14 protein-coding genes are annotated in these 12,276 nt (G+C 61.2%); 13 read left to right on the top strand and 1 reads right to left on the bottom strand.

Going from position 1 to position 12,276, the window contains the following annotated elements; translation table 11 throughout:
- The first annotated feature begins 1 nt into the window (after position 1).
- The 13 genes from LDN75_RS04035 (at position 2) to LDN75_RS04095 (ending at position 11,248) form a co-directional block, all read left to right on the top strand.
- The gene (locus LDN75_RS04035) at positions 2-805 is read left to right on the top strand and encodes an ATP-binding cassette domain-containing protein (RefSeq protein WP_223935894.1); all 804 of its coding nucleotides are present in this window, start codon (positions 2-4) and stop codon (positions 803-805) included.
- On the top strand, positions 802-1,887 hold the full coding sequence (locus LDN75_RS04040) for an ABC transporter permease (RefSeq protein ID WP_223935895.1): 1,086 nt from the start codon (positions 802-804) through the stop codon (positions 1,885-1,887). The genes LDN75_RS04035 and LDN75_RS04040 overlap by 4 nt, the downstream gene beginning before the upstream one ends.
- Before the next feature lie 51 nt (positions 1,888-1,938).
- On the top strand, positions 1,939-2,766 hold the full coding sequence (locus tag LDN75_RS04045) for a hypothetical protein (RefSeq protein ID WP_223935896.1): 828 nt from the start codon (positions 1,939-1,941) through the stop codon (positions 2,764-2,766).
- A gap of 9 nt (positions 2,767-2,775) precedes the next feature.
- On the top strand, positions 2,776-3,606 hold the full coding sequence (locus tag LDN75_RS04050) for an MBL fold metallo-hydrolase (protein ID WP_223935897.1): 831 nt from the start codon (positions 2,776-2,778) through the stop codon (positions 3,604-3,606).
- 28 nt (positions 3,607-3,634) lie between these two features.
- Entirely contained in the window at positions 3,635-5,230 is a 1,596-nt protein-coding gene (locus LDN75_RS04055) for an ABC transporter substrate-binding protein (protein WP_223935898.1), read from the top strand.
- 79 nt (positions 5,231-5,309) lie between these two features.
- Positions 5,310-5,993, top strand: coding sequence for an isochorismatase family cysteine hydrolase (locus LDN75_RS04060; RefSeq protein WP_223935899.1), 684 nt, complete (start codon positions 5,310-5,312; stop codon positions 5,991-5,993).
- A 34-nt stretch (positions 5,994-6,027) separates the two neighbouring features.
- Positions 6,028-6,792 carry an MBL fold metallo-hydrolase gene (locus LDN75_RS04065; protein ID WP_223935900.1) on the top strand — a complete coding sequence of 255 codons (765 nt, stop codon included), beginning with the start codon at positions 6,028-6,030 and terminating at the stop codon, positions 6,790-6,792.
- The gene (locus tag LDN75_RS04070; RefSeq protein ID WP_223935901.1) at positions 6,789-7,613 is read left to right on the top strand and encodes an MBL fold metallo-hydrolase; all 825 of its coding nucleotides are present in this window, start codon (positions 6,789-6,791) and stop codon (positions 7,611-7,613) included. The genes LDN75_RS04065 and LDN75_RS04070 overlap by 4 nt, the downstream gene beginning before the upstream one ends.
- Before the next feature lie 38 nt (positions 7,614-7,651).
- On the top strand, positions 7,652-8,584 hold the full coding sequence (locus LDN75_RS04075) for a polysaccharide deacetylase family protein (RefSeq protein ID WP_223935902.1): 933 nt from the start codon (positions 7,652-7,654) through the stop codon (positions 8,582-8,584).
- Positions 8,584-9,009 carry a cupin domain-containing protein gene (locus LDN75_RS04080; RefSeq protein WP_223935903.1) on the top strand — a complete coding sequence of 142 codons (426 nt, stop codon included), beginning with the start codon at positions 8,584-8,586 and terminating at the stop codon, positions 9,007-9,009. The genes LDN75_RS04075 and LDN75_RS04080 overlap by 1 nt, the downstream gene beginning before the upstream one ends.
- A 63-nt stretch (positions 9,010-9,072) precedes the next feature.
- Positions 9,073-9,795 (top strand): aldolase/citrate lyase family protein, encoded by a 723-nt coding sequence (locus LDN75_RS04085; protein WP_223935904.1) that lies wholly within the window; start codon positions 9,073-9,075, stop codon positions 9,793-9,795.
- Between the two features lie 113 nt (positions 9,796-9,908).
- Positions 9,909-10,526 (top strand): cupin domain-containing protein, encoded by a 618-nt coding sequence (locus LDN75_RS04090; protein ID WP_223935905.1) that lies wholly within the window; start codon positions 9,909-9,911, stop codon positions 10,524-10,526.
- Between the two features lie 2 nt (positions 10,527-10,528).
- Positions 10,529-11,248: a hypothetical protein gene (locus LDN75_RS04095; RefSeq protein WP_223935906.1), complete on the top strand. Its 720-nt coding sequence runs from the start codon at positions 10,529-10,531 to the stop codon at positions 11,246-11,248.
- 12 nt (positions 11,249-11,260) lie between these two features.
- Here LDN75_RS04095 and LDN75_RS04100 read toward each other — a convergent pair whose 3' ends face one another.
- Positions 11,261-12,190, bottom strand: a complete 930-nt coding sequence (locus tag LDN75_RS04100; RefSeq protein WP_223935907.1) for a polysaccharide deacetylase family protein — start codon at positions 12,188-12,190, stop codon at positions 11,261-11,263.
- Positions 12,191-12,276: the final 86 nt, after the last annotated feature.

Below are 12,276 nucleotides of genomic sequence, written 5' to 3' on the forward strand. Positions count from 1 at the left end.
CATGCCCATCATCGAACTGAAGGATGTCAGGAAAACGTTCCGAAGCCCGCAGGGGCAACTCGTCACTGCGGTGGACGGAGTCTCACTTGCCGTGGAACGGGGCGAAACCTTGGGAATCATTGGGGAGAGTGGTTCCGGCAAGTCCACGCTGGGCCGCCTTATTCTCAGGCTCATTGAAGCTGATTCGGGCACGATCCTCCTGGAAGGCGAGGACATCCGGGACTTGTCGAAAGCACAGCTGCGGAAACGACGCCGGCGCTGGCAGATTGTGTTCCAGGAGCCTTTCGCGTCGCTGAACCCGCGTTTGACGATCCGCCAGATCGTCGAAGAGCCGCTGATCGTTGCGAAGACATATGGCTCCCGGGCTGAACGTCTGCGCCGCGTCACGGAAACGCTCGAAGAGGTGGGGTTGTCGCCGGACTTCCTGGGCAGGCGTCCCGCAAACCTCAGTGGTGGGCAACAGCAACGCGTGGGCATCGCCCGCTGCCTCGTGACTGACCCGACGCTGGTGGTCCTGGATGAACCGACGTCCTCGCTGGACCTGACGATCCGGGCATCCATCCTGCGCATGCTGGCCAAGCTACAGGTGGCCAGGGGGCTGACCTACGTCTTCGTTTCCCACGACATCGACACAGTCCGTCACTTTTGTACCAGCGTGGCTGTCATGCATCGCGGACGGTTCGTAGAAACGGGTTCCACGGATGACGTTCTTTCCAATCCCCAGGAGCCTTACACCCAGGCCCTGATGTCGGCGGCGATGCCTCCCATTCCGTACACCCCAGGAGCCAAGGAGGCCATGGCATGATCCGCTACATCCTCTCCCGTATTGCTATTGCGCTTCTGCTCCTGTTGGGGCTCATTACGCTGAGCTTTGGCTTGGTTTCCCTGCTCCCCGGTAATCCGGCTGTGGCGCTTTTGGGCGAGTACGCGACTGAAGCGGATATCGCCCGGATCAATAGCCAGCTTGGTCTGGACAAGCCTTTTTGGGAACGCTACTTCGATTACATCGGCCGGACGCTGAACGGGGATCTGGGAAATTCGTTCTTCACGGGAAGCTCCGTTTCCAGCGAGATCTGGACGCGGTTGCCCAACACGCTTGTCTATCTTGTGCCAGGGCTGATTCTGGCCCTGCTCATTGGAATGGGAATGGGCACCCTTGCGGCGTACCGATACGGCCGCGCAGCAGACAAGGCATTCACTGCAGGGGTCTCTGTCCTCATGGCCATGCCGGAGTTTGTCCTGGCGCTCCTTCTCCTCTTTATCTTCTATCAGCAACTCCATCTGGCCCCCGCACCCTTGGGCATGCTGTCCAGCTCCGATATCCCTCCACCTAAAGTCACGGGATCCCTGGCGCTGGATGCGATGCTCGCCGGGCAGTGGGGGACGATGCAGTCCATCCTCAGCAGGGCAGTGCTACCGATCATTACCATGGGCTTGTTTTTTGCGGCTCCCTTTGGAAAGACCGTCAGGACCGGTCTACTCCAAGTGCTTAACTCACCGCAGATCGAATTTGCGAGGGCATGCGGATTGAGGCCGCTACAGGTATTCCGCTACGCCCTCAGCGACGTGAGGGGAGCCTTGATGACCTACATGGTGCTGTTGTTCGCGGCCGCATTGAGCGGTGCGGCAATTGTGGAAAGTGTCTTCTCCTGGCCAGGCGTTGGTGGCTGGTCATTGGACGGGGTGCTTAAGGGCGATGTACCCGTCATCCAGGGGTTCGTGCTGATCATGGGTGCCACGAGCCTCCTTGGCTACGTGCTGTTGGACACCCTCATTACGCTGCTGGATCCCAGGACGCGCAACAACGTCATCAGTGGGGTAAAGCGTACCTCGAAGCTGGGTCCTGCCGCAGAGCCGGCTGTAGAGCCTGCCGTGCAGCAGGGCTAGCAGCCCGAAGAAAGTCCTTGACAAACCCTCCAGATTCAATAGATTGAAGATATGTTCACTTCATTGCATGCAGACAAGTTGACGGTCCTCGGCGGAAACATCCCGCTCGACGGCCGCGTGAGCTGGGTTCCGCAAGGTGCAACTGGCTTCCAGCCGTCGAACGCCTACCTCTTGACCGAAGGAACCTCCAACCTTCTGGTTGATTCAGGTTTGGCTGTCCACAGCGAGGAGATCCTTGACGACCTGGCGGAGCTCATTGGTGAAGGCGGGGGAGTATCCATCTTCTTCACCCGAAGCGAGATGGACTGTGTGTCCAACCTCGAACCGATCGCCGGGCGATTCGACATCGAGCGGCTCTTCACTGGCGGGGTGATCAACCCCTTCGACGCGTTCGATGACCTGAGCAGGATGGCACTGCGGGGGAGGCGCCACCAAATCGACGCGCACAGGACCGAAGAGGGTGACTCCCTGGCCAGGGCTGCCGAGATCGAGATAGCACCCGGTCGCGTGCTCCAGGTGGAATCGCCCCTTCTGCGCCTCCTTCCCACCTTCTGGGGCTGGGACAAGGAAACGGGCACGCTGTTCACCTCGGATACCTTCACGCATGGCGTGATGGACCGGCCCGACGGACAGCGCATTATCGACTCCACAGTGGAGGACACCACCACGGTGGAACAGGTGGCCGGGCACTTGTATGCGAAGTACGAGTGGATCCCGCGCTCTACGTGCGAGCCCCTGAGGGAATGGCTCCAGGACAAGTTCGACACCTTGGACCCAGAGATCATCGCACCTTCCCGCGGCTGCGTTCTCAAGGGACGCGACGTCGTACGGCGGCACCTCGGTTTCATGCTCGACGCGCTCACCCCGCAGTTGGTTTAGGAGAGAATCATGGAAGAACAACTCGTAGAAACGATGAGCAGCGACCTCCCACGCAGCGTCGCGAAGGGCGTCACGTGGATGAGTTCCTGCCTCCCGTTCCACCTGGCCGACCGCGTGATCCACGGCCATAACTCCACCTACCTGGTCCAGGGTGAACACTCGTCCATCCTGGTCGATACCGGTAACCCGTCCAGCTGGCCGATCATTTCAAGCACTCTGGATGAGCTGCTGGATGGACGCGAGCTGACCTACGTCTTCCCCACGCACCCTGAGCTTCCGCACACCGGAAACCTGCCAAGGCTCGTGGAGAAGTATCCGAACATCCAGGTGGTGGGCGACACCCGCGACTACCACTTGTTTTACCCTCAGATCGTTCCGAATCTCCACGCAAAGGTGCCCGGGGACAAGGTGGATCTTGGTGGGCAGGAGTTTGTGGTGGTGGAAGCCCTCATCCGGGACTTGCCCAACACCCAATGGGGATTCGCGCCTGGAGCCGGCGTGCTCTTCACCGCCGACGGCTTCTGTTACATGCACCGGCCCGAACTCGACGACGAAGACCCGGTACACCTCCCGGGCGAATGCGGTTTGACCACCGGCGAACTGCAGGTTCCCATCGCCGTCGAGAACGCGGCCTTCTTCACCGGAAGTGCCCTCTATTGGGCACGCTTCGCAAACGACGCAGACGCAGTATATGACCGCGTCCTTCACCTTATTGATGAACTCGGCGTCACATCCGTGGCCCCAACCCACGGCAATTTCATTAGCAACATCCGCGACGTGGAGCCCATCATCCGGGCCGGCCACAAGCGGGCATACCGCTACGAGACTGCACAGCCGTAGCTTTCCCCCAATAAACGGAGCCACCTTCATGAAAAGTCTGCGTTTGCTCACCGGAGGCGCTGCAATAGCCCTCACCACAACCCTTGTTGCCTGCGGGGGTCCAGCCCCACAATCTACAGCTACCAAATCCATCGAAAGCGTTGTTGTTGCTGTGGGCGCACTGCCTGACAGCCTGACGCCGGCGCCTTGGGGAGGCAGCGCCTCGCACGTAGTGCTCAGTGGGCTCGGCTCGCAACTCCTCGAATACAAAGTTGGAACAAATGACGGCAAGTCGTGCCCAGCGCCGTCCACAGAGGTGTCCGGCCGCTTGGCCGAAAGCGCCAAACCAAGCCCGGACGGAACGGGCGTGATTGTCACTCTTCGCAAGCTCACCAGTCAGTTTGGCAACACATTGTCGGCCGAGGACGTCCGATGGAGCTTCGATATCGGCATGAAGCGTCAGCCGGTTATGAAGGGGACGCTGAAGAGCAGCGGCTTCAACGTTGACAACCTGGTCAAGGTGATAGACGAGCACACTTTGCAACTGAACACCACCGGAATTACCTCCTACACAGAAGAATCATTGCAAAACAACCTCTTCTACATCCACGACAGCACCGAGGCAAAGAAGCATGCCACGGCGGATGACCCCACCGCCAACGCCTGGCTTTCCAAGAACCTCGCCGACTACAGCGGCTGGAAGCTGGAAGAGTTTACTCCCGGCGCTTCCCTGACGGTGACGGCGGATCCTCAGTGGGAGGGCACTCGCGGCACGGTTAAGCGCGTGTCCGTCAAGGCTGTCCAGAGCACCGCTACCCGCAGCCAGCTGGTGGAAACCGGCGAAGTCCAGGTGGCCAATGGCTTTGAATACGACCAGTACAAGTCACTGGAGAAGTCTCCTGGCGTGACTGTCCTGAACTGCCCGAGCCAGACCCGCGACACCATGATGATCAACACGAAGACCGGTCCACTTGCCGATCCCAAGGTTCGGCACGCAGTCTCCATGGCCATCGACCGCGAGGCGCTGATCAAGGGTGCGTACGCTGGCTTCGGTGAACCCGCAGGTTCGATCTTCCCCAATGTCGATGACTCTGCGATCTACAAGTTCAACAAGGACGAGGCCAAGAAGCTGCTCAACGAGGCCGGATATGGCAGTGGTTTCCCGATGACCCTTAGCTACAGCGTTACGCGTCCGGGGCCCGTAGCCGCCAAGTCGGCGGTCCTGATCCAGTCCATGCTCAAGGAAGTCGGCATCGACGTCCAGCTGCAGAATGTGGCCAGCTCCACCGACTTCTCCACCGCGCTGATCGACGGCCGCTACCAGGCGGTGCTGTACTCGGAGCCGATCGTCATTGCCGATCCCGCCTTCTACAGCTACGCGTTCTACGGCACGGGCGCTCCCAGCAACAGTACCGGGTGGTCCAACCCCGAATTCGATAAGGCACGCAGCGAACTCGCGGCCACACCGGACCAGGAAACGGACAAGCGCAATGCCCTTCTCAAGAAGATGGCCGGGCTGGTGGACGAGGGCGCAGCCATTCTGTCGCTCGTTGAAACCAGGGGAGTGCTGGTCACCAGGGACGGCCTCTCGGGTGCGGTTCCACTGACCAATGGCCAGATCCACTTCAATTCCCTCGGCCGCTAGGCCGCCAGTAACCACGCGTGATGCCGGCCGGTCGCCCTCGAAACCCGGCCGGCATCACTTCACAGAAGGAAGACTTCCGATGATTGAAATCTGCGGAAAGCAGGTCCGCGACACCCTGCAGGAGTTACTGGACCCAGCCACCACGGCCCTTGTCGTTATCGACATGCAGGAAGGAGCGGTGTACGCCGGCGGCGCCATCGGCGATTCCGGCCACGACCTAAGCATGATGCCCGCCGTCGCCAAGCGCTGCGGCAGGGCGATTGAGTCTGCGCGGAAGAACGGCGTGCCGATCTTCCACATTCGGGTCGAAAACCTTCCCGACGGCGCCAGCTCGCCTGCCGCTTGGCTGCGGGCTTTGTACACGGCTGCCAACGGGCGGCCGATCGATCTTGGCAGGCTCAGCCTCAGGGGTGATCCGGCCACGGAATTTTGCGCCGCGTGCATGCCCGAAGACGGCGAAGTCATCATCACAAAGCGCCGCCCCAGCGCATTCGTAGGCACGGAATTGGCGCTCCTGCTACGGAGCCAGGGCATCGAATCAGTCGCTTTGGTAGGCGTCTCTACGGGCGGTTGCGTCGAGGCAACGCTGCGGGACGCGGTTCATAACGACTTCTACGCAGTCCTGATCGAGGACGCCGTGGGCGCCTACGACACCGTGGTCCACGACGCTGCGCTGACTGTCATGAGGGCCCGCCACGATGTCTGCACGCTGGACCAGGCCATTGAGGTGTGGGATTCGGCCAGCGCCAGCGCCGGCTCCTGATTCGACTGACGAGAACCACAGAGAGGAGAAGCCGTTGAATCCACGCACAGCCCAACGGGCGGCGGTCACCGGCGCCCACAGCCTCATTGGAGACCGTGTTCATCGTTTGGGAGCAAATATCGTCCTGGATGAAAACGTCAGTTGGTGCCCTCCCGGCACCCGGACCACCCAGCCTGTCAATTGCTACCTCATTAAGGGAGACAACGGCTCGGTGCTGGTGGATACGGGTATCCGGCTTCATGAGGCCGACATCATCCGGCAGTTGGACTCACTCCTGGAACAGGGGGAACCGCTCGTTGTGGTGCTGACACGAACGGAAATGGAGTGTTGCCTGAACCTTCCGGCCATCGAAGCACGGTTCAACGTCGAATCGGTCTGGTACACCGGCGGAATTACGGTGCCGAGGATGGCTGCCTCACCGCAGCGCATCATGGTCAATCCTGGAACGTCGCGTGAAGTGGAGGTTATGGACGGCCTGACCTTGGAGTTCGTATCGCCGTTGATGCGGCTGCTGCCAACACTGTGGATCTTCGATCCAGTCTCCAAGGTGCTCCTGACCTCGGACGCATTCACCCATCGCTACCCAGGCAGCTCCACTGCCGCGGCGGGACTGCAAAAATTCCAGTGGTTTGGCCGGGCTGATACGCGCGGCATCGCAAGGGATGTTGAAGAAACAGTCCTCCGGCGGGAGGTTGAGGCAATCGGACCCGGGTACGGCGAGCCAATCGTTGGCGTGGGCGAATCTGCTGCCGAGGCCGCCGCCCTGGCCGAGGCCATCAGGAAGGTGGGTATCCAGTGAGTGCCGAGGTTTCAGGCGGTGAGCCCGCCAACGGTCGCGTCATCGCAGAAGGTGTGCATTGGCTGGGCGGTTGCCTGTCCGCCAACGCCGAGGGACAGGAAGTCCACTACCACGTCTCGTCATACCTGGTGGTGGGCTCCGAAGCCTCGATCCTGGTGGACACGGGAGATCCCGCGCACAGGGATACGGTGCTGGCGGAACTGGAGAATGCGCTTGGAAGCCGATCGCTTGATTACGTGTTTCCAACGCATCCGGAAATCCCGCATGCTGGCAATCTTCCGGTTCTGCTGGAGCGTTATCCGTCGGCCGTCGTTGTGGGCGACGTTCGTGACTATGGGCTTCATTTCCCCGAGTATGCCGATCGTCTGCAAGCCAAGCGTGCTGGGGAGTCGGTTGACCTGGGGGACAGGGAGTTCCATTTCCTTCCGGCTTACATTCGTGACCTGGAAAACACTCTCTGGGGCTACGACTCCGGTGCGGGGATCATGTTCGTTTCCGATGGCTTTTCCTACATCCACGACATACCGGGACCGGATGAGGACGACGAACCCGTGCATCTGCCCGGGCAGTGCCGTTTGCTCTCCTCTGAGATGCCGGAACCGCCGTCCGTGGAACAGGCGGCGTATGGCACGGGCCGTGCCCTCTACTGGACCAAATTCGTTGATGTCGGCAGTGCGTTCCGAAGCATCGAGGAATCCTTGGAAAACTACCCAGCCAGGTTGATAGGGCCTGCCCACGGAAACGTCATTGACGACGTCCAGGGCATGCTCAAGACATCACTGGCTGCCCACCGCAAGGTTTACGAAGGGCGGCGGGTCTGAATGAACTCCCGTCACCATGAACAGCAAGGAGCGAGTCAATGCGGGACCTGATTGGATATGGGGAGAATCCCCCGATTGTCACCTGGCCCCACGGCGCCAAGGTTGCCGTCTCCTTGGTGCTGAACTACGAGGAAGGCGCTGAAAGTTCGATCGAAGCCGGCGATGAGCGGGACGAGGATGTTTCGATCTTTGGCGGGTGGTCCGCTGATCCCACGCGGCGCAGCCTCATGAAGGAGTCCTTCTTCGAATACGGCAGCCGCGTTGGCATCTGGCGGTACCTGGGCCTGTTGCGGGAGTACAACGTTCCAGCAACCGTCATGGCTTGCGGGGCTGCCCTTGAACGGAATCCGGATGCGGCCGTTGCTATTGTCCGGGACGGTCATGAGATCTGCGCACACGGCTACAAGTGGCGCGGAACCGTGGGTATGGAACCCGAGGAAGAACGGCAGGAAATCCGGAAGTCGTTGGCCGCCGTCGAGGCCGTGTCCGGAGTGCGGCCGGTGGGCTGGTATGTCCGCGAGGGCATCACCGAGAACACGCGAACCATCCTGGCCGAGGAAGGCGTTCTTTACGATTCCAATTCCTATGCAGACGATCTTCCCTACTATGTGAAGGCCGGCACGCACAATCACCTGGTGGTGCCATATTCGGGTGACACGAACGATGCCCGCTTTTGGGGCAACGGTAGCCTCGGCACTGCGGAGGACTTCTTCAACGTGTTGAAGGACTCACTGGACTGCCTGCTGATTGAGGGCGAAACGGTTCCCAAGATGATGTCTGTCGGGCTGCATTTGAGGATCGGCGGCCGGCCCAGCGTTGCCTACGGCGTGCGCCGTTTTCTGGAGTACGCGCTCGCCAAAGAGGGCGTCTGGTTCGCCACGCGCGAGGAAATCGCACGGTGGTGGATGGAGCACCCGCCTGTTGAGGCCAATGCCACGCCGGTCGGCGCTGCTTTCGAAGGGGCGGCCTGATGGGAACAAGAGACGGCGAAACAGCCACGGTAACCATCGATCGGCTCGTGCACAACGTACACGAGCAAGGCTTTACTGCACTGGACAAGGTAGGACTGAACGGGCAGCGCGACCAAGGCCTGGTCAGCACGCTCATCTCCCGGGACCTCAGCGGTTCAGATGATTTGTGCGTCAGCTGGGGCCGGATCCTTCCCGGTCAGCACCACCTGTGCCACCATCACCCGGACGCGTCAGAGTTCTATGTTGTCATCAGCGGGACCCCGATTGTCCATCTTGGCGACCTTACGTACCGGGCAAAACCGGGGGATGGCATTTACATCCCCCGCGGCACTACCCACGGACTCACCAACGACGGCTCGGAAAATGTGGATCTCGTAGTTGGTGTGAGCAAGCCTGCTGACTGGCAATTCGTCCCGGATGAGTGAAGTCTCCAACGGGCGCTCAAGGCCAGATCCATTCGTCATTATCACCTTCAGGAGGACCCACACGTGACCCAGGAACAGTCTCCGATCCTGAAACGCAGCGTTGGCATCATTACCGCCGACCCCACTCCTACCCTGCTGGCCCTCCTCGCCCACGCCGAGGTGGACTTCCTAGTTCTGGACGCTGAGCAGACAGGGATTTCCATCCGCCAGTGCGGCGATGTAGTGCAGCGCCTGGCTGGCACCGCGGTGCGCGTGGCAGTGCGGGTTCCGGACCTGGAACCGAACACACTGGTGGCTTTCGCGAACACTGGGGTTGGCGAGATCGTCCTTCCGCAGGTGCGCACGGTGGACCAACTCGAACGGGCCTACGAGGCCACGAGGTACGCCCCCCTGGGATCGCGCCCTCACCAAGTGAACCCCGCTTCGTCCTTTGGCATGGACTATTCCTTCTCTCCGTTGCTGACCGTGTTGTTCGAGACGGCGGAAGCTGTGGAGCGCGTCAAGGAGTTCGTTGACAGTGAAGCATTTGGCGGAGGCTGGGTGGGCCCGACGGACCTCGCCGCAGACCTCCGTCGACATGGAGAAGAGCGTCCGGAAGCGTTGCAGGAGGCCATCCAACGTGTGGTGGATATTGTCGCAGGTGCCGGTTGCAGCATCGGGTTGCCAGCGCCCGCCATGGCTGAAGCGGCCACTGTTTTCCGCCGTGGAGCTGACCGATGCGCCGTGTATTGGGAGAAAGAGGTTGCCTCCATGTTGACCGGTTACGCCGGGTTGCGGGCGGCGTGAGCAACCTGGCCAAGGGGGCATCCGTCGTCGAATCCGGTGTCTTCAAAAAGGCAACCAACCGAAATCATCTTCGATATACTGACGCAAAACCGAGGACTAATGAAGGAGTCGTCGTGGACGGTACGGACACAGCACAGGGCGAAGTAGCCGAGTCCCTGGAACGCGACTTCTGGATTGCACATCTCGGGGCCATGATCAAGCAGCAGCGCCTCGGCCGCTTCACCGTGGAGGAACTTGCCGAACGCGCCGGCGTCAGCGCGGGACTCATCAGCCAGATCGAGCGCGGAATCGGCAACCCTTCGTTCGCAACGCTGCTTCGCTTGGCCAATTCACTGGACCTTCCGCTGGCAAGCATGTTCATGGACCCCAATGAGGGCCAGGACCACATGCTGGTACGCCGGGCCGACCGGCGACGCATCGAAATTCCTTCCCAAGGCATCATCATGGAACTGATCGTTCCGGATTCGGAGCGCAAGCTGGGCGTCATCAGCATGACCATTCCAGCCAACTTCGAGGGCGCGCACGTTCCGCACTCCCACGAGGGCGAGGAATGTGTCATCCTGCAGGCCGGCACCCTGGTAGCGACCGTCGGTGGCCAGGATTTCGTGCTGGAAGCCGGCGACAGCCTAACGTACGACGCTTCCTTGCCGCACTGGTGGAGCAACCAAACGAATTCCGCCGCAGTCATGCTCGCCATCTCCACGCCGCCCTCTCTCGGCAAAGCGCACTAACCGTGGGCGCTCCCGGCCCGGAGACCAGGCTTGGCATCCTGGTCCCGTCGAGCAATTCGAATGCGGAAACCCTCACAGCATCGATCCTTGCGGAACAGCGCGACCTTGGGGTGCACTACAGTCGCTTCCGTCTGCCTCCAAGGCTTGATGATCCAGTTGACCTGGGCGTCCTCGGAGAGGCTCCTTCACTGTTGAATGACGCCGAGCTGCAAGCCATCGCCTTCCACGGCACATCCGGTTCCTGGACGGGCATCGCAGGCGATCAGGGACTTTGTGCCGGGCTTGAGTCGGTGTGCGGTGCGCCCGCAACCACTGCATCCGTGGCCGTCGTCGAGGCCCTCTCAGCCTTGAAGGCGACGCGCGTCGGGCTCGTTTTTCCGGGGCCCGGCACTATTGCATCCCTGATTCAGGGGGAGTACGCCGCCCACGGCATTGACGTCACAGATATCTCGGTTCCGGAGGTTGTAATGACCAACCCGGAAATAGCCCGGCTGGACCAGTCCGGCGTCGAGGGGCTGATGAGGCCCGCCTTCACTGCGGACATAGATGCCGTGGTGTGTATCGGAACCAACCTTCGCTCGGGCTATTTCGTGGCCGGCCTTGAGCAGGAATTCGGCATTCCCGTAGTGGACAGTGCCATCGCGACTATTTGGCACCTGCTCCGCATTGCCGGGGTCGCTCGGCCGATCCCGGGATGGGGAGCGCTGCTGGCCTTGGAGTAGAAGCGGGTGGCCCTACGACGCCGGAGACCCACCCGCCGTAGTCTGCTCCGCCGTCGTAATGTGCAGCCAGGCATTGACGATGTCCTCGCGCGTTGCGAACCAGACATCTTTGTGGCGCGCGTGGGCTATGAACCGCTCGAGCGCCACTGCGTACGCTGGCCGTCCAATAAGCCGGGGGTGTAGTCCGACGCTCATCACGGAGGGGCCGCCGCGGGGATCTTCGAGCAGCATGTCCAAGGCGGCGGTGAGGTGGTTGCCGAACGCTGTGGCGGTTGGGAATTGCTTGAACAGCCCGGAATCGTTGGTATCGCCTGCGTACGGCAGGACGGGAAGGCGCGGGTTTCCCTGGCCACTGCCCCAATGAGGCAGGTCGTCATTGAAACTGTTCGATTCGTAGGAGAACCCGTTGGTGGCGAGCACCTGGCGGGTCCCCGGCTTGAGTCCATCGCGCGAGTACCAACTCGTGGGGACGTGGCCTGTGCTCTCCTTGATCGCATCCCTGGATGCGACAATCAGGCGCTGCTCCGCGTCGTCGTCGAGTTCCGTGTGGGTGTCCCACTGGTGCCCGTGATCTGCGATCTCATGTCCGTCGCGGACCAACGCGGCAGCAATTGGAGGGTTGAGCTGCAGCGCTACGGCACAGCAGAATGCGGTGGCCTGGACGCCGTGCTTGCGCAGGATCCTCAGCAAGCGCCAGATGCCGGCCCTGGAGCCGTATTCGAACGCCGATTCCAGGGTGACGTTCCGTACTGCTGCTGGCTGGGCGGGAATCCAGTGTGCCGCCAGGTCGTCGGCCTTGTCGCCGCGGGCGATGCTGCGCTCAGCGCCCTCTTCCACATTGATCACCAAGGAAACCGCCACCCTGGCATTGCCCGGCCAGCGGAACTCTGGCGGCGTTTCGCCATATCCGACGAAATCCCGCTGCGTGGGTGGTTGTGCCATTGGCTTCTCCATTTCGGGGGTTCCTGCGCCGCAGCGTTACGGCTATAGTGAAGCAAACTTCGATATGATGAAACTAGCCGAGAGGG

The sequence above is a fragment of the Arthrobacter sp. StoSoilB5 genome (genome assembly GCF_019977235.1).
GTDB lineage: Bacteria > Actinomycetota > Actinomycetes > Actinomycetales > Micrococcaceae > Arthrobacter.

Bases quoted from the DNA above. Each gene is read 5' to 3' on its own strand.
- LDN75_RS04050 (WP_223935897.1), top strand. From the start codon at position 2,776: ATGGAAGAACAACTCGTAGAAACGATGAGCAGCGACCTCCCACGCAGC.
- LDN75_RS04055 (WP_223935898.1), top strand. From the start codon at position 3,635: ATGAAAAGTCTGCGTTTGCTCACCGGAGGCGCTGCAATAGCCCTCACC.
- LDN75_RS04080 (WP_223935903.1), top strand. From the start codon at position 8,584: ATGGGAACAAGAGACGGCGAAACAGCCACGGTAACCATCGATCGGCTC.
- LDN75_RS04045 (WP_223935896.1), top strand. From the start codon at position 1,939: ATGTTCACTTCATTGCATGCAGACAAGTTGACGGTCCTCGGCGGAAAC.
- LDN75_RS04075 (WP_223935902.1), top strand. From the start codon at position 7,652: ATGCGGGACCTGATTGGATATGGGGAGAATCCCCCGATTGTCACCTGG.
- LDN75_RS04100 (WP_223935907.1), bottom strand. From the start codon at position 12,190: ATGGCACAACCACCCACGCAGCGGGATTTCGTCGGATATGGCGAAACG.
- LDN75_RS04060 (WP_223935899.1), top strand. From the start codon at position 5,310: ATGATTGAAATCTGCGGAAAGCAGGTCCGCGACACCCTGCAGGAGTTA.
- LDN75_RS04035 (WP_223935894.1), top strand. From the start codon at position 2: ATGCCCATCATCGAACTGAAGGATGTCAGGAAAACGTTCCGAAGCCCG.
- LDN75_RS04040 (WP_223935895.1), top strand. From the start codon at position 802: ATGATCCGCTACATCCTCTCCCGTATTGCTATTGCGCTTCTGCTCCTG.